This is a genomic window from Nostoc sp. DedQUE09 (assembly GCF_034530915.1).
GTDB lineage: Bacteria > Cyanobacteriota > Cyanobacteriia > Cyanobacteriales > Nostocaceae > Nostoc.
On record NZ_JAVRCE010000058.1, the window covers coordinates 21,425 to 43,288 of the forward strand.

The following is a 21,864-nucleotide window of genomic DNA, read 5'->3' on the forward strand; positions in this document are numbered from 1 at the left end:
AATAATGGTTGCTAATTTTATTGATTATTAATACTGAGAGAAATTAAAAGTTATATCTTTCGCTGGATACGGTTTTCAGCCCTTGGAGAGATGCTTTAAGGAGCTAAATTCTACGATTCTGATCTAAAGAGTTAGGTATTGCCATAGGTAGAAACATAAATACTAAGAGTTGCTTCTCAAGAAATTCTTAATTCCCCCAAATTTAAACTTAGTAGGTAGAAGGAAATACAATGTTCCAAAGTACGGAAATCATGGTGGGACTCTATAAACCACTATTATGGTTAGCACAGGTTCCAGTAGAACCCTCAAACGTCACGCCAGCACAAGCCTCGGCTCTCATTTCTGGGCCGCGCTTTTTTGTGGCTTTAATCTCCGGTGTGATTCTAGCCTTTGCTTTCCAATTAGTTCTAACTAATCTCTCCCTTGCAGCCGGTATTTCCTACCTGGGGCACTCATCTGATTCGGATTCAGATAATGGGGAAAGTGGAAGTTTGGGCGGCAGCATTCGCAAAATTGGCACGGCAGTAGGTATTTGGACATTAGTTACTGTAACGATCGCCTTATTAATCGCTTCTTATCTAGCAGTAAAATTGAGCCTTGTCATCTCAGACCGAGGATTGGGAGCGACTCTTGGTTTGGTGATTTGGGGTGCTTACTTTTTGCTTTTAGTTTGGGTAAGTTCCACCACAGTCGGCTCCTTAGTTGGCTCGGTCGTAAATACGGCAACATCTGGGTTTCAGGCGATTATGGGGACTGCTACCGCCGCACTAGGCGCTAAAGCTGTGAATAACCAAGTGGTAGCCACAGCCGAAGCCGCCGCCGCCGCTGTTCGTCGAGAACTAGGAAGTGCCATCGACCCCGTGAGTATCCGGGAAAACATTGAAGATTACTTAGAAAAGATCCGTCCTCCAGAACTCGATGTGTCAAAGATTCGGAGTGATTTTGAAAATTTACTCAACGATCCACAATTAAAAGCGATCGCCGGGACTCCAGATATCCGCAACATCGACCGCCAAAAGTTTATCGAGTTAGTCAGCAGCCGCACCGATCTTTCCAAAAAAGATGTTAGCCGCATTGCTGATACCTTGTATAAAGTTTGGCAACAAGTGGTAAGTCAGCAACCACCCACAGAAGATCGGCTGGGTGAGTTAATGGATTATCTGAAATCACTCCCACCAGGACAAACCAAAACAGATGAACTCAACGCCAAACTGGATCGGTTATTAGCAGAAAAAGGTGGTTCCAAAGAAGCTGACCAAAACCAAAAGGCAGCCCCTGGCCCAATGCAAAGTACAATCCAGCAAGGACTATCCGCCTTAACCGCCACTGTGCTGGGACGGACAGATTTGCCTGATTTGGATGTAGAAAAAATCTTGGGTAGTCTCACTAGTGCTAAAGATAAAGTCACTCAACAAGCAGATAAGTTAGGCTTGCCAACCCCATCACAACCCTATAGCCCAATTCGGGCTGATGTCGAAAACTACCTGTACAATACTTATGCTTGGCAACTGAGTCCAGAAAGAATTGCCCAAGAATTTCATGATGTCATCTACGACCCAGCAGCTGATCCTGGAATCGTCCGCCGGGAACTAGAACGACTATCGCGCAATGATTTCGTCAAAATGTTGCAACAACGGGGATTGCTTACTCAAAGTCAAATTCAACGCATTGCAAATCAACTAGAAACTGTCCGCCAAGAAGTGCTAATAACAGTCAGAGCTATTGAAGAAAGAGAAATAGTCCAAGACTTGCAACGCGCAGTAGAAAGTTATCTGCTTGTTACTCCCAAGGCAGATTTGACAGCCGAGGGCATTGAGCGGAATTTTAAACCACTGTTGGAAGACTCAGAGGCAGATTACGAAACCCTGACATTGCGGCTGGCGCACATTGAACGCCAAGAAATTCGGGAGATATTGCTACAGCGTAATGATGTCCAGCTATATGAAGTAGATAGCATTCTCGATGAGTTAGAAAAACAACGCGATCGCGTCTTGGTAGAATCCAAAGGATTAGCAGAACAAGCACAATATCAAGCAGAAACCCTGTGGCTGAATGTAGAATCATATCTGCGTAACACAGGCAAATCAGAACTGAATCCTGATGCTATCCGTGCCGACTTCAAAAAGCTACTGGAAGATCCGCAAGCTGGAATTAGCTCAATTCGGGCGCGCTTGTCTCGCTTTGACCGCGATACCTTAGTACAATTGTTGAGTCAGCGGCAAGATTTGAGTGAAGATCAAGTTAATCAAATCATCAATGCTACTGAAGAGTCATGGCATAATATTCGCCACACACCCCAAGCTGTAGTAGATAAAGCTAAAGAGCAATACGACTCTGTGACAACAACGATCGCAGATTATCTCCGCAATACTGGGAAACAAGAACTGAATCCAGAAGGTATTCAGCGAGATTTGACCAAATTGTTTGAAAATCCCAAAGAGGGAGCTGTCGCACTGCGCCGTCGATTGTCGCGGGTAGACCGAGATACACTGGTGAAATTGCTCAGTCAACGCCAAGACTTGAGTGAAGAACAAGTCAATGAAATCATTGATTCTACCCAAACTTCGATTCGTAACTTTGTACGTGCGCCTCGTCGCCTAGCTAGCCGCACACAACAAAAAGCAGAATCATTCAAAGCTTATCTGGAAGAGTATCTCCGCCAAACTGGCAAAGAAGAACTCAATCCTGAAGGTATCAAACGCGACTTGCAATTATTGTTACACGATCCGCGAGTTGGGGTGGAAAGTTTTGGCGATCGCCTTTCTCAGTTTGACCGTGATACCATCATTGCCCTACTGAAAATTCGGGAAGATATTTCTGATGAAGAAGCAGCGCGGATTGCCGATAATATAGTGTCCGTAAGGGAGCAATTTGTCGAACAAGTACGGAGCATTCAACGGGGCATTCAAGATGCAATTGATGGGGTTTTTGCCCGCATTCGCAACTATCTTAACTCCCTGGATCGCCCAGAACTTAACTATGATAATATTAAGCGCGATATTCGCACAGTTTTTGACGATCCCCAAGCAGGTTTCGATGCCCTGCGCGATCGCTTGTCCTCCTTTGACCGTGATACCCTAGTGGCAATTATGAGTTCTCGTGAGGACATCTCCGAAGAAGATGCCAACCGGATCATCGACCAAATTGAACGGGCACGCAACACAGTATTGCAACGTGCAGAACGCATACAGCATGAAGCCCAACGCCGTCTAGAACAGGTTAAGCATCAAGCACAGCGGCAAGCAGAAGAAACCCGCAAAGCCGCAGCTTCAGCAGCGTGGTGGCTATTTGCCACAGCATTCGTCTCCGCCATTTTCTCTGCATTAGGAGGAGCGATTGGTGTAGTAGCACCGTAGTTTAACAAGTTTTCTCCGCTAACTTTTCAGCCTCCCACAATGGGAGGCTTTTCTATTTTTGTGTTGCAATCATTAATTGAAATGTTAAAAGTATGTCTTTCAATATAGTCATATATGAATATCCTTTACTGCTTTAATCTCAGCAATTAGATAGGTGGAAATAGAATTGTTTTAATGTTTTAATTTTATTAAATAACTTGCAATCAAACCTCCTTCAGCCTATTATCAAAACATCACTCAGGAATTTTTGCAAGTTAATAACTATTACCTAAGTAGCAATCTCAAACAATGGAAAATACCTTAGTTGATAAAACCTTTCGTGATAGCAATGGTAAAATTGTTTTGGCTCAAATGCCAAACCCACCACTGATTCTTTGGATAGTAGCTAGTTTACTAACCCTAGTTTTTACAAGTGGCAAAATCAATACAGCGTTAGACTTTGTGGCATATGGCTCCTTGTTTACTTGGGCATGGATGGAGCTATTTCAAGGCGTTAATTATTTTCGCAGAGCGCTAGGTCTTGCCGTATTAATTGCTATGATTGTATATAAAATCCAGTAAAACTAAATATTTAAGTAATAAATAATACTAATTAAAAAGGAGTTCCTAAACTCCCTTTTTTTGTCCAAAGTTCCAAATGTGAATAAAGTCATAATTTCAGTATGACTTTATTCAACTGTATTTTCTGATTTAGTATCTTAAACTCCGAGCAATACAGCAAATCAATTAAATCGTGCAACAAACAAAGCTTACTGTAATTTTTCTGAAGATAAGGGACTTGCAAAAAATAAATTATCCCAAATTATATCATGTCCGCTTGGTTACTTATTAAACTGCAAGAACCCCACCCCGCCAAAGCTACGCTTTGTCTCCCCTCCCCGCCTGCGGGGAGGGGTTGGGGGTGGGGTGAAATGACAGTGGGAATCATAACTAATTACCCGGACTTGATATTATTTATAAATTTGTAGGGGTGCAAAGCCTTGCGCCCCTACGACGGGATATTTTTTAACTGGAAGTCCCTTTCTTGGAATAATTTATTCTTTGGAAGTCCCTAAACAAATTTAGTGCCAAGCTGGGGCTGAAGGCCAGTGAAAGAATTTGGGACTTTTTTCAGCGTTACAGTTCATGAGTAGTTAATTTTTTAAACACCATTTTCCTTAAACCATGCCAAGAGGCGTTTCCAACCATCCTGAGCTTCTTTCTCACGGTAGGAGGGGCGATAATCGGCAAAAAATGCGTGGGGTGCATTGGGATAGACGAAAATTTCAGATTTGCTGCTGCTGGATTGTAAGCGATCGCGCATCTGCTCTATTGTATCAAGAGGAATACCTGTATCCTTCCCACCATAGAGTCCGAGAATCGGGACTGTCAGTTTTGATGCAACATCGACGGGATACTGGGGCTGAAGTTTGGTAGCATCGCCCACAAGTCGCCCGTACCAAGCTACACCTGCCTTCACCTGGGGATTATGCGCAGCATATAACCAGGTAATACGACCGCCCCAACAGAAACCTGTAATTCCCAACTTCTCGCCATTACCCTTAGCTGACTTCTTTGCCCACTCAACTGTGGAATCAAGATCGGATAACACTTGGGCATCTGGTACTTTGGCAACAATTGGACGAATTTCGTCTATATTGCTTAACTTCGAGACATCGCCTTGACGCACAAATAATTCTGGTGCGATCGCTAAATATCCCAACCGAGCAAAGCGACGAGTGATATCCTGGATATGCTCGTGTACGCCAAAAATTTCCTGGATTACCAGAATAATGGGGAAATTTTCACCAGTAGCTGGTGCTGCTCTATAGGCAGGAATTTCGCCATCTTTGACGGGAATTTTCACTGCACCAGCTACTAACCCCTTGGCATCAGTAGTGATGACTCCGGCAGAAATGGGTTGTACTGCAAGGGCAAAACCTGTCGCCACCGTAGCTGTTGCAATAAATTTGCGGCGCGTTATTTCTTTCATCATCTCTACGTTGAATTACTAAGTTCCCTTATATTTAGGTTACTGTATGGTCAAATGCGCGCAAGGGTAGGTGTACAAATTTCACACCCGAAAAAAAGTGCTTCTATCTCAACACCAGCAAGCGTTTCACCCCACTAATTGTCTAAATTCATCCGCGCAATCTCTGAAATGCTTACAATAATTGAGTTTTAGCCTTCAACCTTTCCCGACACTCTTCCCAAAGAAATTCTCTAATGCTATGATTGCTCTAGAATCGCGCAACTGCACCTTGAAAACTAAATATAGCTTGGCTTTCAGGCTCCCGCTATTGCAATTAATCAAAATCCCTATTAGGGATTGAAACCTTGAAGCATTCTTCTTTATCTTAAATCTGTAATATTGCAATTAATCAAAATCCCTATTAGGGATTGAAACATTCCAAATACTGCATTTTGTGAAAGCGTAGAATCATTGCAATTAATCAAAATCCCTATTAGGGATTGAAACCCGGAAAATTACGATATCTGGGTTAGCAATCCATTGCAATTAATCAAAATCCCTATTAGGGATTGAAACCGGGCAAGATGGCGTACTCTCAGAAACCTTACCAAATTGCAATTAATCAAAATCCCTATTAGGGATTGAAACCTAAATTTTACACTTGGGCATTTACAAAATTACCATTGCAATTAATCAAAATCCCTATTAGGGATTGAAACACGAATTTTACGAGCCTCAACAACAGAAACAGCTTGATTGCAATTAATCAAAATCCCTATTAGGGATTGAAACTTCTAATTTGAGTTAAATCCTTATGAAATTTACTTATTGCAATTAATCAAAATCCCTATTAGGGATTGAAACTTGCTACTTCTTATTTATCACCAACTCAAACAGATTGCAATTAATCAAAATCCCTATTAGGGATTGAAACAAGGCAGTGGTAATGTCGATTTTAGTCCTTATCCTCCTGATTGCAATTAATCAAAATCCCTATTAGGGATTGAAACCAAACTATTATCAAGCATCCTGAGACTTTGCGTGATTGCAATTAATCAAAATCCCTATTAGGGATTGAAACCAACATCCTCTTTAAGTAAGTGTTTAATTGTTTCATAAAATTGCAATTAATCAAAATCCCTATTAGGGATTGAAACACTAAGTTGACTTGGCTCATCCAATCCGAGCAAAATTGCAATTAATCAAAATCCCTATTAGGGATTGAAACCTTAGTAAGTGGAGTAAGAGTAGAGTAGACCAGAATTGATTGCAATTAATCAAAATCCCTATTAGGGATTGAAACATAAATAGAGATGCCAGAACAGTGAATAATTTCATCAATTGCAATTAATCAAAATCCCTATTAGGGATTGAAACATGAACTATCCCAAAACTGGGATAAACCTTGAATAAATCATTGCAATTAATCAAAATCCCTATTAGGGATTGAAACATCGACCAGAGAGAACTATAATCAAAACCCAGGTTAATTGCAATTAATCAAAATCCCTATTAGGGATTGAAACGCAACATTGCTCACTTCTCAGCCATATTTCAAGCTTATTGCAATTAATCAAAATCCCTATTAGGGATTGAAACTGGGCATTGATTCCTAGCCCCACACTGGTAGAGCTATTGCAATTAATCAAAATCCCTATTAGGGATTGAAACAAACAATGAAAGGAAGTTTAGATACTTCTTCCTCTAATTGCAATTAATCAAAATCCCTATTAGGGATTGAAACTGCCACGAAAGCGAGAATACGTTTCATCTCGAAAATTGCAATTAATCAAAATCCCTATTAGGGATTGAAACTTTACGTTGACCGCACCACTACCACGCGCAGGAACATAAATTGCAATTAATCAAAATCCCTATTAGGGATTGAAACTAATGTTCCTTGGGATTGCAGATGTGATTGCAAGATTGCAATTAATCAAAATCCCTATTAGGGATTGAAACCGGGGTGTGGATGCTATCGATTGGGAAGTGCAATTTAATTGCAATTAATCAAAATCCCTATTAGGGATTGAAACTTATGCAGAGGTGGGCGATCCACCTACTCCTAAGCATTGCAATTAATCAAAATCCCTATTAGGGATTGAAACAAACACCGGGGTGGTTGCCGGACAGACTGTAGAATTGCAATTAATCAAAATCCCTATTAGGGATTGAAACTCGTAGAGAGGAAATCGACTCTTGGAGCGATGTCATTGCAATTAATCAAAATCCCTATTAGGGATTGAAACAAAATTTTTGTTGCCTCAACGCTTTTTGAAGGTTATTGCAATTAATCAAAATCCCTATTAGGGATTAACAAATTTTACCGCCTACCCGCTTTCCAATCTTCTCCACCAGATAACTGAGTTAAATTTTCAGCCAAAACTGCCGGTAACTCCTTAGCTGAATAGGAATAGGTTAGTGCCAAAAATTTCAATGCAGTCTGAATAATTTGGTTTCTATCTACTATTTCAGACAGTTGGAATTGATTATATACTCCATTCATTACTTCATCACTAGCATCAGCGATCGCATCTTCAATCACTTCCTCTTCTATCAAGTTCTCCCACTCACCTAAATTAATATAGTAAGATTTTTTATTATCTTTGATATTAAGAATTTTAATTTCTCGGATTGAATTACGAATAGAATTTGCCCAAGAACCAGTTAATCGTTGTTCTACTTGGTTTTTAATCAAATGAATCAGTAGAATCCTTAAATAAGCTTGGATATTCCGCAGAATAGCTTGTTTACTCATGCCTTCTAATTCGTCTACAATTGCTAAGGCATCTGCATAACGTCCTTCCAAAATACTCTTTTTGAGGTCTATTAGTTCTTGCGTCATTTTTTCACAGCCTACTTGCTTAAGTACTATATAAAAACAACCTATACTCTATTAATAGCAGAGTCTCCTCACTGCCATTAATAAAGTAGTATTGTTCATTTATTCGCCTGTATCACTTGCAAACTCCCACCTGCATATAAAGTAGACTTATTCACTTTAAAGCCAGTCTTAGCTAACAACTCAGCTAAATCAGTTTTCAGTAATTCCCAAGCTGTTTCCGTCTCAAACAGCAATAAAAACACCGATATCCCAGGCCAAAATATTGGATTTGTTGGAGCGTGAAAATCTACCAGCGTAAACACTCCTCCTGGCTTCAGCACCCGATAAACTTCATTAATAATTTTTCGTAATTGCTGAGGCTGCATCTCGTGTAGTGCAACGCTGGTATGTACCACATCAAACAAATTATCTGCAAATGGCATCTCTTCAGCAAAAGCTTCTATGTATGAAGCTTCCGGGACATTTAGCCGCGCCCGTTGCAAAGACTTGGGTGAAGCGTCTAATCCTGTTACATTTTGTGAAGTTTTTACTAAAAACTCCGTCGTTTGGCCACTACCGCAACATAAATCTAAAACCTGAGTATCTGAGTGAATTGTTAAGCCTTGCAAAGCAAGTTGCCGAAAACGCGCTTCACCACCTACACTTAAGGCTGCTAAACGAGAGATACCATCATATAACCACTGATAGCGGTAACTCCAATCTCTTAAAATTGTTGCCATTGCATATTTCCTTGCTATTAAGCTTTATATTTAATAAAGATATATTGTTAACATTAGTAAAAAACCTGAAAAGATTGGGGGAAAGTAACTGCTATGGGTCGTGTAGGCGTCTTATTACTCAATCTCGGTGGCCCTGATAAGCTAGAAGATGTCGGGCCGTTTTTGTACAATCTATTTTCCGATCCGGAAATTATTCGCCTACCATTTCGCTGGTTGCAAAAGCCCCTAGCCTGGTTTATTGCCACACGGCGAACCAGAACATCTCAAGAAAATTATAAGCAAATCGGTGGTGGTTCCCCATTGCGGCAGATTACAGAAGCCCAAGGTGAAGCTCTAAAAGAACAGTTAGGTTCTTTGGGGCAAGAAGTTGATATCTACGTGGGAATGCGTTATTGGCATCCCTATACAGAAGAGGCGATCGCACAAATTACCCAAGATAAGGTAGAACACCTGGTAATATTACCACTATATCCCCAGTTTTCTATCAGCACCAGTGGTTCCAGCTTCCGGCTTTTAGATAAACTTTGGCAAGAAGATCCAAAACTTCAACCGATTGATTACACCGTCATTCCTTCTTGGTATAAACAACCAGGCTATCTTCAAGCGATGGCGCAACTCATAGCCCAGGAACTTGAGCAATTCCCTAACCCGGATGACGTTCATATATTCTTCAGCGCTCATGGCGTTCCGAAAAGCTACGTTGAAGAAGCAGGCGACCCTTACCAGATAGAAATTGAAGAATGTACTGCGTTGATTATGCAGACTCTCAATCGACCCAATGCCCACACCCTAGCTTACCAAAGTCGTGTCGGCCCAGTAGAATGGCTTCAACCCTATACTGAAGATGCCCTCAAAGAACTAGGCGCACAAGGCGTGAAAGATTTGGTTGTCGTGCCAATCAGTTTTGTCTCAGAGCATATCGAGACACTACAAGAAATTGATATTGAGTATCGGGAAGTAGCCGAAGAATCAGGAATTCACAACTTCCGCCGCGTACCGGCTCCCAATACCCATCCAGTGTTTATTAATGCACTAGCCGAATTAGTGATTGATGCACTGAAAAACCCCAGCTTCAAGCTTTCGCAAGCTGCCCAAATGAAAAAAATGGTAAAGATGTACCCCCAAGAGCGTTGGGAATGGGGTCTGACAACTAGTGCTGAAGTATGGAATGGTCGGATTGCGATGCTGGGTTTTATTGCCTTAATCGTAGAGCTGATTACCGGTCACGGCTTCTTGCACATGATTGGGCTTTTGCAGTAAATGAAAAAAGTTAGGAGTTAGGAGTTAGAAGTTTTAAATTTTTCTCGCTAACTTTTCACTCTTAATTTCTATCTTTATTGCTAACCCTTCTCTACAAGATGCTCCGCGTAGCTTGCTTCCCCGGAGGGCTACGGCAGGCTCAGAGCATTGCTTCTCACTTTTAACTCCTAACTTTTCTGTCGATACCAGTTATACCACTGCTTCGCACTACGAACTGCGAACCAAAGCAGTATTAAAGCAATTACTCCTCCTTGCCAAGGAGCATCAAAGGCAAATAGTACTAGAGCAATGCACAAGGTATCTTGAAGGAAGACTGCCCACAACGGTAAGCCACGTAAACGATAGAACCAACCAATTTGGACGAGCTGAAGTACCAAAGCTAATAAACCTCCAATTATGGCAATCAGCCAGTTTGGAGTTGCTGTTGCTGTAGCTACTCCTAACCCCATAATTGCGCCTACAAGGGGAGACATGAATAACTGAATCACTTGGAGTAATCTTTGCCCCCAGAGCTTTTTTGAGCCTAATAATTCAATTAATGACCAACTGGTGAGGCAACATAATAATATTGGTGGAGAAATGTGAGATAAAATTGGAACTTGTGACCACAAGTTGCTACCCTGCAATAAGCCAATAATTAGCAAAGGTGTGCCTATTCTCATTCCTGCTGCCGCAGAGGCAGAAAGTGTGGCTAGGATTTCAATCATCAAAGCACTCGTAATATTAATAAATAACTAAGTATTTGTTATGTATACTACCCAGTGCTGGCAATAATTCGAGCATCAAACAGATTGCAATATTAAATGTTGTTGGGATCTTTACACAGCAGAATTTAGAATTCAGGAGCGATGCCCTGAGCCTGCCAAAGGGTCAGAATGGGCTGTGCTAACAGAAGCAAGACAGGCTTTATACCTGACTTTGAGACTTACAGCTATTTTCAGGTAAATAGACCACGCGGTAGGAGCGTAAGGCCTTGCGCCCCTACGATGGGTGTGCTTCAAATATAGCCGTAGTCACACAGATTAGGACAGTGTTGATTGCTCAAAGTCTTGAAAAAACTGGATTTTTACTCAGCACTCAGCACTCAGCACTTAGCACTCAGAACTCAGCACTCAGCACGAAGCACTCAGCACTTAGCTATACATGAAAACTGCTGTAACTTCGATACCTCACTAACTTGAAATTCACTGTATATCTTTTTTGTGATATCTGCGTATTTTTGGGGTAACAGGTTTGTAGTAAGCGCTTAAACGCTTACTACAAGCAAATTAATCCTAAATACCTAATCGTTGGTAAACTTCTTCTAAATGCCGCAGATGTTGCTGGGGGTCGAAACAAACCTCTAGTTCTGCTGAAGACAACTTTTGGGTAACACGTGGGTCTTTGCTAATCAAGTCTTGGAAGTCTCCTTCTGGCTGATTCCAAGCAGCGTGAGCGCTTTCTTGAACGATCGCATAAGCCTCTTCTCGGCTGCTTCCCTTGTCTATCAAAGCCAGTAACACTTTTTGGCTGAACACAACGCCGCCGTAACAGTTGAGATTGCGTTTCATGTTCTCAGGATAAACCAACAGGTTTTTGACCAAATCGGTTATTTCTGACAACATAAAATGCGTCAAAGTACAAGCATCTGGCAAAATTACCCGTTCTACAGAACTGTGGGAAATGTCTCGCTCATGCCATAAAGCAACGTTTTCTAAAGCTGCACCAGCATGACTTCTGACGAGTCGTGCCATTCCCGTCAATCGTTCCGACCGGATGGGATTACGCTTGTGTGGCATGGCTGAGGAGCCTTTTTGACCTTTGGCGAAAAATTCTTCAACTTCTAAAACGTCTGTTTTTTGAAGATTGCGAATTTCTACAGCAAAGCGTTCAATGGTTGCGGCTACCAAAGCTAATTGTTGCACGTAGTCAGCATGGCGATCGCGGGAAATAACTTGGGTTGAGGCTGCATCGGGTTCGAGTCCGAGTTTTTGACAAGCGATCGCTTCTACGCGCGGTTCAATATTGGCATAGGTTCCGACTGCACCGGAAATTTTACCGACGGCGATCGTTTTGCGAAGTATTCTCAGACGTTCTTGGTGTCGCAACACTTCTGCTAACCAACCAGCTAGTTTAAAACCAAAAGTAATCGGTTCAGCATGAATACCGTGCGATCGGCCAGCCATCACTGTATGACGATGTTCCCGTGCTTTTTGGCGAATTACCTGAATCAAATCTTCCAAACGTTGCAATAATATATCCAGGCTAGCAACTAATTGCAGTGCTAAAGCTGTATCCAAAACATCCGAACTAGTCAAACCAAGGTGAATGTAGCGTCCGGCATCACCAACATATTCATTGACGTTTGTCAAAAAAGCAATGACATCGTGCCGGACTACAGCCTCAATTTCTAGCACCCGCTTTGGATCAAAATCTGCCTTGGCCTTAATTTCCTCAACCGCCTCAGATGGAATGTAACCAAGTTCAGCTTGAGCCTCACAAACAGCAATTTCGACTTGCAGCCAAGTTTTTAGTTTATAGGTTTCACTCCACAGATTAGCCATTTCGGGCAAAGTATAACGCTCAATCACAGTTCGGCACAGAATACAACCGTCATATTTTACAGTCTAATTAATGTACATCGCTTTTTAACGGTACTTTTTGCTCAGGGGCGGAACTCGTTTTGGAGTCGAAGGTGATGATACTAATCCTGCCGTCAGCCTCCATGTATGCAAACTTCACATCTGCTAAAAATTCCACACCTTGCTGACGTAACTTGCTCATCAACTCATCGTCTGTAATTAACTCTCGTTGCAGATGGCGTTCAATCATCCGACCGTTTTTTACCAGTAGCAATGGTGGCGGATTCAAGAAACGTTGAAACTGGGGAAGTTTGTAGCCTAACCAGTTTAGCAAGTAACTCCAAAAAATTACTGTTCCGACCAGAATCGCCCCTTCAGTAATTGATGTGTAATTACTTGCCATAGCATTTTGAGCAGCTTCCGCAAATAGCACAACTACAAGTAAATCAGTAATTCCTAGTGTTCCTAATTGCCGACTAGGAAGTAGGCGTAGTACTGAGAATAGCGCTAAGTATACCAGCGATCCGCGGATAATCAATTCAAAGATGCTGATGCTAGGAATAAAAATTGCTTGCCAATTGATAAAAAACCATTTTTCCATTAGCACTAATTTTCTTCCTTTTTCAATACAATTCTGGAAAAATTCAGTATAAAAATAATTCAGAATTGCTGAATTATTTACTCATCAGCTGTGGCAATAAGAACTAATTCACTGGGCTGGATATTAGATATAGCCGTAGTCACATAGATTAGGACAGTGTTGATTGCTCAAAGGCTTGAAACGACTGGGTTTTTACTCAGCACTCAGCACTCAGCACTCAGCACTTTGCTATACTTCAATATCTATTAGATTTACAAATATAAATCTCCAAGAATGAAGGATTAAAATCGCTGATTTTTTCTTCTCTGCTTTAAGCGTTTGGGCTTTCTAAAATACTGAAAAAAGCGATTAATAAAGCGAGAGGATGGCTTTTTATTAGTTGATGCTTGTCTTGTTGGAGCCTTGCCATTATAGTTTGTATTATCAGATACATGCACAGCATTTTTAGTTGGAACTATGCCTCTTCCATGCCTTCGGGAATAAACTTGAGTAAATTCTGCACCGAAGAAAAGAATCTGTGCGGCATAATTAACCCAAGCTAAAATTACCACTAGTGAACCAGCAGCACCATAGGTCGATCCAAAACTGCCATTACCTAAATATTGTCCTAATAAGAATCTGCCAATAGAGAACAAACCTGAAGTAAGAGCAGCTCCAACTAAAACATCACTCCATGCAATTTTGACATCTGGTAGAACTTTAAAAATTAGTCCGAACAGCAGTGTCGTGATTGCAAAAGAAATGATTAAATTAGCAATTTGCCAGATGAAATCGAAACCTGGTAATAAGTTACTAAAGTATGTTACTAAGGTTGCTAGTATCGTACTAATTACTAGAGAAACTAAAAGTAAAAAGCCAATTCCGATCACCATTGCAAAAGACAAAACGCGGAGGCGAATCATATTATTTATGCCACGTCCAGGTTTGGGTTTCACTTCCCAAATCGTGTTCATGGCATCTTGCAACTCAGTAAATAAGCCTGTAGCACCTAATAGGAGAACTACAACACTAATAATCGAAGCGATCGCTCCTGTCTTGGGTTGGTTAGCATTTTGGATGGCTGTTTCGAGAAACTTTGCGCCATCTACCCCGACTAAACCTTGAATTTGTCCGACAATTTGACCTCTTGCCGCTTCCTCTCCAAATACTGCCCCGGCGATCGCAATTACAATAATTAGCAATGGTGCAATGGAAAAAATCGTGTAATAAGCTAGCGCCGCCGCTAACCGTGAGGCTTTATCCTCACTCCATTCTTTGAATGTCTCTTGTAATAACTTCCAAACTTCTTGCAAATTCATCCAATCAGTCTCCTTGTAGGGAATGTCGCTTAGTCCCTGATATATTGGATACTGATCTCCTGAGTTGCGACATCCTCCCAAGGGTATTTGTGAAGCGTTCTTGGGGAGGAATTTAGCAGAGTCGGTAATTTCTATAACGGGAATATCTATAAAGAATTTGCTTTTTGCTAGAAAATAGGTAGTGCGATCGCTTCAGCATATAAAATGCAGTGGCAGCGATCGCATAATCCCTTGATTGATTCTCCTAATACCTTTTCGCTTAAATTCGGGGTTTTTCCATCGATTAGCTATCTAAAGCATCGGACTGAAAATTTATACTTACTTGTATAACGCTTCCGATTCAGTAACCGATTCTCCTGCCTGTTCTAAATTATGTAGGGTGTTTAACGATAGAAAACCAAAGCCGACTTTAGAAGCGATATCTAGTAGCGTATAACCCATTGTTTCCTCACCTTGACCAAAAACGTTAAACCATTCTGGACTAAGAATCCATACAATTGGATAGAGTGTCCACAGCACCAGATGCACAGTTACCAGCTTGCGGAATGCTTGCTTGGATCTGGGGTGTTTGCGTTCTGCCTCGATCCGGTAGGGCTTGACTAATAAGTAGAAAACCGCCGCGTAAGCACCACAACTAACAATATACCAGATGTAGCTAATCGGCTTAGGTGTAATTGTGGCAAGGAAGCCAGTGGCAAGCATATAGGCGTTTGCTCCTAACAAGCTACCTGTAATCAGTAAGCTCGTTCTTCCCAAGAAAGTTAGATCCAACAACAACAGTGGCGTTGAGCAAAACCAAGTGACAAATCGCACCCAATAAGTTGGACGCTCGTTGATGATGCTAACTCCTTGACCGAATGCCATTGCTAAGTACAACCCACTAGCAATCAAGCAGATGAAAAAATTAAGTGTATACAGTATCTTCCAGCGTTCGTTTTTACCATTGTGTGCGCCTACGCCGAAAAAAGCAGAACCCAGCGCCATACTGATGACACCAATCCACAGCCAAGTTTGAACCATAAATATTTTCCAGCTTTTTGGTAAGTACAAGGGCTTAAATCAAAGCTCGTAGTGAGCGGCTTTAGTCCTTGATAACCTTATATGGAGCGATAAATCGCTCACTACGAACAGAAGTTTTATTTTACATTTAATTACGTTTGCTTACTTGACTATTGAAGTTTGAGATTTTGATTTTTCGCTGTGTCTAGAGCGTGACGCTAATTCCTAGTCTCATTCAGCAACGCCAAAAACTTTTATTGCATTCTATCAATTGTGCGATACTGAATTGCTTCCGCGACATGATTGCTTTTTAGCTCATCTTCTCCTGCTAAATCTGCAATAGTCCGTGCTACTTTGAGAATGCGATCGCTTGCTCTTGCCGATAAGCCTAATTTTCTAATTGCTGCTTCTAATAAATTGCGGCTAGCATCATCTAACTTACACCATTTCTGAAGATGACTACTTTGCAAATGGGCATTGCAACGCAGATTTGCTTCTCCTTGGAAACGGGTAATTGCGCGATCGCTTGCTTGTTGGACTCGTTCGCGTACTGATATTGATGTTTCTCCCGTCGGTTGTTGGGTAATTTCTTCTGGTTTCAAGCGATTCACTGCAACTTGTAAATCAATTCGATCCATCAATGGCCCAGAAAGTTTTGCCCAATATTGCTCGCGTTGGCGGGGAGAACAAGTACATTGTTGGATAGTATCGCCATAGTAACCGCAAGGACAGGGATTAGTACTCGCCACCAAAGTAAACTGCGCGGGAAACATTACCGATAATTTGGTGCGAGAAATTGTCACATAGCCATCTTCTAGAGGTTGGCGCAGAAATTCCAACACATCTCGTTTAAATTCTGTCAGTTCATCAAGAAACAGCACACCTCTATGAGATAATGAGATTTCTCCAGGACGAGGGAAGCTACCACCGCCAACTAGAGAAGGCCCAGATGCCGAGTGGTGGGGACTGCGAAAAGGGCGATCGCGTACCAATGAACCACGATTTTTCAATAAACCAGCTACCGAATGAATGCGAGTTACTTCCAAAGATTCGGCAAAACTCAACGGCGGTAAAATTCCTGGTAAGCGCCGTGCTAACATAGTTTTCCCACTACCAGGCGGCCCGACAAAAATCAAATTATGCCCACCAGCCGCAGCAATTTCTAAAGCACGACGCGCATGAGCTTGTCCTTTGACATCATGTAAATCTGCGCCAGGGTACGATACTGTTGTTGCTTGTATTGTACTATCTATCTGTACAGGTTTGTAACGCCCCGGATTATTTAAAAAATCCACCACCTCAGACAAATGCTTGCAGCCGTAAACAGCCAAATCTTCAACCACTGCCGCTTCTTGGGCATTATCAGCAGGGAGAACTAAACCTGCAATTCCCATCTTTTGGGCTGCTGCTGCGATGGGTAATACACCAGCCACGGGACGTAAACTGCCGTCTAGAGAAACTTCGCCCAAAAATAGATAATCCCCCAACAAATCAGCACTAACTTGCTCAGAAGCCGCCAAAATTCCCACACTAATAGGCAAATCGAAACAGGGGCCTTCTTTGCGTAAATCTGCCGGAGTTAAATTAATTACTATCTTTCGCATCGGAAAGGCAAAGCCAGTATTTTTCAAAGTTGCTTTGACTCTTTCTCTTGACTCTTGAATCGCTGAATCTGGCAGTCCCAAGACAACAATTCCCGGTAATCCCCCTGACACATCGACTTCTACGCCGACTTTGACGGCATCGATGCCGACAATTGATGCACTCCAGACTCTAGCAAGCATTGCTTATATAACAGTAAACTTTTAAAATCTCTAGCAGATGAGTTGGTAAATTGGCATTAGTGAAACCACATAGACAATTTTTCTAAATTACAGCAGTTTTTATCCACATCTGTCGTCAGGTAGCACAGCTGTGCTAGCCTACAACTATCTTTTGTGGAGTGCAGAGAAGTCCTTTACAGCAATTTAAGAGGTAAGATAACTATTGGAAAAATTGATTAATAATATCAAATATTATATCAAGTCCGGCTAACTATACCATTTTGGATTTTGGATTTTGGATTGGGAATTGCCTTGGTGCGTCTGGCTTGGTGTGAATCCATCTGTCGCAATCATTTTTCAAATTGCTATTAGTTTTAATTCCCAAATCTATGCAGAAAGCCCAAAAGCTCTGCTCCTCTGCACCCCTACTGCCTTAATGATAAGTTTTTAACCGGACACGATATAACAAATCGCTGAACCGGAACCGCGCACAGAATGTTATAAACTAGCTCTATACATTTGGGATATAACATTTGTGGTTGCATCTAACCAACCAACAAAATCTAAGACAGCAGAGACAGCAGTTGGTGGCTGAGAAATGAGTGTATCTTGCTCGATCAAACGTTTAAAGTCAATTTGAATATCTTCTTTGCGTTCATTAACTCCATCAGGCTGGTAAAATTTTACGCCAGCTAGTTGCATGATTTTGATGATTTCCTGTGCCATAATTCCATAACCAATAGTGGTAGGATGAATCCCATCCAGGGAAAATAAACCACCTTGTAAGCGACCCTGTGAGTTGGACTTAAAAAACTGTGAGTCTGGTTTGGGCCGGAGTGCATCAATTGCTGGGGGTAAAGTATATTCAGTCCACCAATTGGGGCGTGCTTGTTTATCCTCAATATAACGTCTTACAGCTAAACGATCTAGCAAGGCAACAGTTTCAAATAAGTACCAGTCTTTCCCTTGCTCTCGACCTTCACGTACCGCATCTACAATCAAGTTGTTGTACTGATCAATAACGCTATCGATCGCTCTAGCCTGATTTGCAGTTAAGTGGGGATGCCGGTTTGAGTCGAAAGTTTCCTCATTAAACCAAAATGGGGCGTAGTAAGGGAAATAGCGAGAACCGACCTTTACTTTTTGACCATTTTTATCTTTGTTAATACCACGAGCAAAAGGAGCGATTGTCACATGGGGAACTGTTCCCCAAATTACGTGGCGGGCTTTAATTTGTTTAACTTTCTCCACAATCATGTCAAGTTCAGCTTTAAAATGACTGGGAAGCCATACAGTATATTTGTCATTCGTTGCCATGTCTTGAAAATCTTTACCAGACCACTCAATGTGAAAAGTCAAAATACTTCCCAGGGCATTGTTGGCACCGATCAAAATAATTAGCGTTTCAATGCCATCACCTTGGCCTGTCTCTATATTTCCTTCATGGCTTAACTTGATTGCAGCTTCTAGAGGAGTTAAAGCCTTTCCCAAAGAATCGCGTGCATTATTTAAAACCCTCAATGTTGCTATTTCATTAGCATTTTCTGGAGTTTGTTGAAGAAAATTAGTATTATCTTTAGGAGGAGTTGTTTGGATAACTTTTTTGGCGATATCTGCGGTGCGAGATAAAGTATTCCTCAGATCCCATCCATATACAGCTAGATTATGGTTGAATAACCCTGTTACTGGGGGCTGTTTTCCTTGACCACGTTCCCAATAATTCTCTATTTCATTAAGATAACGCGATAACCACGGTACAACAAAAGCTATATCTAAGGCATTAATGCCATCTGCGACCTGAAATCGATTACTTAGTTCTCTTACTAGCCTTTCCAAGTTCATTGGTAAACCATCTCCTGGACTGGCATAGGTTGGATAGCGAAAATTTTTATCCCATCCCATTTCACGGGCTATGAGCATGGGATAAGACAATTTGGTGTTAAAAATAGCTCCACTTTGAAATCCATGAGTTAAGGAGTCCCCAATTGTTACTAGTCGATGCCGAGGGCTACCTTCTCGATTGACAGAGACTGGAATTCCTAAAGTTGGATCTTTTTCTGGTTGACGCGGTTCTGTACTCAAGACACTTTTTACTTCCTCTGGGGCGTTTTCTAGACCCACCAGCATGTCAGGCGTTACTGGATTGTTCATAATTATTCCTTAAAGTTCAAAAAATTGTTTTGAGTTTAAGCAGAAAAGTGTAAATATACGTTGATTATGCGCTTTTACAGGTTTTAGTGTAATATTCCTCTTGTAGAAGTAAACAATCTCAACAATTAGCATTTAGTAAGCAGTTTCGATAAAAATAGCACCTCAACCCGGATTTCTCACCACATCTCTCAAAACCTTGGGCAGGGGAGCAGGGAAGCAGAGGAGAGTTCAATGTGCCAAGTTCAATCCCCTCTGCCCCTCTGCCCCTCTGCATTTCAAACTTGTGAGAAATGCGGGCTCAAGCATTACTGATGCAGTATACATCTGGTGAAATTTTCTGCAACTCGCCGGGAAACTGTTTGAGCGCCGATAAAAGTACTCAAAGATTTGGGACAGCTAGTTGCCATTCGCCAATCCTGCTTGCACGCTAGGGGATTTACCAGCTTGGCTACAGGAAACTAGACTAGCAGCAGTTGCAGTGGCGATCGCAGCTGCAATACGGTTCGGATAAGCATTTTGAACTCAGAATTACCTTTGGGGAAAAGGTTAAAGGTTAAGGGTTAAAAGTTTTTTCCCCCTTTCCCTTTCCCCTTTAACCGAACCGTATTGATCGCAGCTGTGTTCAAAACCTCTCGGTGTTTCATAATTGTTCGTGATTTAAATTGCGTCAAATTTAGACTGATAGAGAATATCTATCAGGTTTTTGGCAATTTTTTAGTTTTGAGTACTAAATTAAACACGATAGGGACGCACATTTGTGCGTCCCTATCGTGTAATCAAGTTTTAGATGTTGAAACTTTAGGTTTTTATTACCGCCAATGTTGAGGTATTTTCAGATTTTCCGGTAGGATAGTTGTGCGATCGCCAATTGCCTGTTCAATCTGCTGTGATTCTACATTTTCCGAGCCGCTCAAGTTTGCTCCACAGAGGTTAGCTTCTTGGAAATTAGCTTCTTGAAGGTTAGCTGTACTCAGTAATGCACTTTCTAGATTAGCGCCAGCCAGTTTTGCCCTTTGCAAGTTACTACCAATCAGGTTTGTATCTTGGAGATTACTACCTTCAAAGTTGGCTTCTTCCAAGTTGGCATCACAAAGGATTGCTCCTTCCAAGTTGGCATCGCACAGAACTGCTCCTGTTAAGTTGGCATCACAAAGAACTGTCCCTTCCAAGTTGGCATCAAAAAGAATTGCTTGGGAAAGGTTCGCTTTTCTAAGAACTGCCCCTTGGAGATTGGCTTCTGGAAGGATTGCTTTTTGCAGGTTGGCTTCATAAAAAATTGAGCCACAAAGGCAGGTAACAGATAAGTCTGCTTCAGAAAGGTTTACTTTGGTAAAATTGACCCATTGCAAGTTAGCTCCGACAAAAATTGCTCTAGAGAGGTTAGCTTCGGTTAAGTCTGCGTTACACAGGTCTGTATTGCGTAAATCGAGTTTTTGATTGACTGGATCTTTAGATGAATCGCGTCTGCCAATGACAGTTAAGGCTGTTTGAATATCTGTAGGAAGTTTTGATGATTGCAGTGGCTCATCCTCATATTCTCTATTCACTGGGGCATTCTCGCGGATAAAAGCAGCAAGAATTTCCATGATTGTCCAATGATCTTTCGGAGAATCTTTGGCAATTCGTTCTAAAGCATAAATTGCCGCAAATCGCGTTTCAATCTTGTCATTTCCCAATTGTTCAATCGCTTTAGAAAAGCGTTCGGAAACAATTTCTTGGGGAGTTAGTTGTGTCTGGTTGATGCAATTTATGATATTGTTATCCCAAGGTAGTGTTCCAGCTAGGAGTTGTGTTAACAAGCTGTGATTCTCATCCAGAGAGAGTCTAGAGGTATAGTAACCATTAAGAATTAATGCCAATCCTCCAATGATTATGGCAATCGTGGTTAATGCTTGAGTGATGTATTCAATTTTTTCTTGATTTGAAAACCCTTGAATATTTTCAAAAAATAATATAATTAAAGTAAATGATAAAATAAATATAACTGAGACAAATACCAACAAAGTTGTGAGTCCATTGGTCTTTATGAAAGACATGTCATAAGTCTTCATATCCGACTCCTTACGGAAGTAAATTTAGGTTGATTCTAAGAGTATCTGTAAAGTTATGATAGAGTACAAACACGGATAAAATTGGCGAACTATTAAATCTACTATATAAAAATTATCTATATAACAATCCTGAATCATTTGTGATCAACAAGATTATCGACTTTCTAGAGAAGTCAGGGATTCTGATTATTAGACTTCTTGCAAAAGTCGGGGTAAAGGGGAAGGGGAAAAGGGTAAAGAAACTCAAAATCCTTTCCCTTTAACCTTTTTCCTTTTCCCTCTCTTGCAAAAATATATTTTTGCAAGAGG

The 21,864-nt window shown here is 41.3% G+C and carries 14 protein-coding genes and 1 CRISPR repeat array; of the genes, 3 read left to right on the top strand and 11 right to left on the bottom strand.

What is annotated here, in order from left to right:
* Positions 1–230: 230 nt before the first annotated feature.
* Both RMY27_RS27410 and RMY27_RS27415 read left to right on the top strand, forming a co-directional pair.
* A complete protein-coding gene (locus RMY27_RS27410; protein WP_322668010.1) occupies positions 231–3,356 on the top strand; it encodes an MFS transporter in 3,126 nt (1,041 codons plus the stop codon).
* Positions 3,357–3,644: 288 nt separating this feature from the next.
* Positions 3,645–3,917 carry a hypothetical protein gene (locus tag RMY27_RS27415; RefSeq protein WP_322668011.1) on the top strand — a complete coding sequence of 91 codons (273 nt, stop codon included), beginning with the start codon at positions 3,645–3,647 and terminating at the stop codon, positions 3,915–3,917.
* A gap of 580 nt (positions 3,918–4,497) precedes the next feature.
* Here RMY27_RS27415 and RMY27_RS27420 read toward each other — a convergent pair.
* The 3 genes from RMY27_RS27420 to RMY27_RS27430 form a co-directional block, all read right to left on the bottom strand.
* A complete protein-coding gene (locus RMY27_RS27420; RefSeq protein ID WP_322668032.1) occupies positions 4,498–5,328 on the bottom strand; it encodes a dienelactone hydrolase family protein in 831 nt (276 codons plus the stop codon).
* Positions 5,329–5,634: 306 nt separating this feature from the next.
* A CRISPR array of direct repeats spans positions 5,635–7,627; the repeat unit is 37 nt; unit sequence ATTGCAATTAATCAAAATCCCTATTAGGGATTGAAAC.
* Positions 7,628–7,630: 3 nt separating this feature from the next.
* Positions 7,631–8,152, bottom strand: a complete 522-nt coding sequence (locus RMY27_RS27425) for a hypothetical protein (RefSeq protein WP_322668012.1) — start codon at positions 8,150–8,152, stop codon at positions 7,631–7,633.
* A gap of 95 nt (positions 8,153–8,247) precedes the next feature.
* Complete coding sequence (locus tag RMY27_RS27430; protein WP_322668013.1) at positions 8,248–8,871, bottom strand: class I SAM-dependent methyltransferase; 624 nt, start codon at positions 8,869–8,871, stop codon at positions 8,248–8,250.
* Between the two features lie 93 nt (positions 8,872–8,964).
* Here RMY27_RS27430 and hemH point away from each other — a divergent pair, with 93 nt between their 5' ends.
* The gene (hemH, locus tag RMY27_RS27435; protein WP_322668014.1) at positions 8,965–10,131 is read left to right on the top strand and encodes a ferrochelatase; all 1,167 of its coding nucleotides are present in this window, start codon (positions 8,965–8,967) and stop codon (positions 10,129–10,131) included.
* A 167-nt stretch (positions 10,132–10,298) separates the two neighbouring features.
* Here the strand turns inward: hemH and RMY27_RS27440 are convergent, their stop codons facing one another.
* From RMY27_RS27440 to RMY27_RS27475, 8 genes are all read right to left on the bottom strand, one after another.
* Positions 10,299–10,838, bottom strand: coding sequence for a DUF4126 domain-containing protein (locus RMY27_RS27440; protein ID WP_322668015.1), 540 nt, complete (start codon positions 10,836–10,838; stop codon positions 10,299–10,301).
* Between the two features lie 567 nt (positions 10,839–11,405).
* Positions 11,406–12,701: an adenylosuccinate lyase gene (purB, locus tag RMY27_RS27445; RefSeq protein WP_322668016.1), complete on the bottom strand. Its 1,296-nt coding sequence runs from the start codon at positions 12,699–12,701 to the stop codon at positions 11,406–11,408.
* A gap of 40 nt (positions 12,702–12,741) precedes the next feature.
* A complete protein-coding gene (locus RMY27_RS27450; RefSeq protein ID WP_322668017.1) occupies positions 12,742–13,293 on the bottom strand; it encodes a DUF421 domain-containing protein in 552 nt (183 codons plus the stop codon).
* 281 nt (positions 13,294–13,574) lie between these two features.
* Complete coding sequence (locus RMY27_RS27455; protein WP_322668018.1) at positions 13,575–14,591, bottom strand: YihY/virulence factor BrkB family protein; 1,017 nt, start codon at positions 14,589–14,591, stop codon at positions 13,575–13,577.
* A gap of 318 nt (positions 14,592–14,909) precedes the next feature.
* Positions 14,910–15,611, bottom strand: a complete 702-nt coding sequence (locus RMY27_RS27460) for a microbial rhodopsin family protein (RefSeq protein WP_322668019.1) — start codon at positions 15,609–15,611, stop codon at positions 14,910–14,912.
* Between the two features lie 233 nt (positions 15,612–15,844).
* Entirely contained in the window at positions 15,845–17,374 is a 1,530-nt protein-coding gene (locus RMY27_RS27465) for a YifB family Mg chelatase-like AAA ATPase (protein ID WP_322668020.1), read from the bottom strand.
* A gap of 477 nt (positions 17,375–17,851) precedes the next feature.
* The gene (locus tag RMY27_RS27470) at positions 17,852–19,504 is read right to left on the bottom strand and encodes a hypothetical protein (protein WP_322668021.1); all 1,653 of its coding nucleotides are present in this window, start codon (positions 19,502–19,504) and stop codon (positions 17,852–17,854) included.
* Between the two features lie 809 nt (positions 19,505–20,313).
* Complete coding sequence (locus tag RMY27_RS27475; protein WP_322668022.1) at positions 20,314–21,540, bottom strand: pentapeptide repeat-containing protein; 1,227 nt, start codon at positions 21,538–21,540, stop codon at positions 20,314–20,316.
* Positions 21,541–21,864 lie beyond the last annotated feature (324 nt).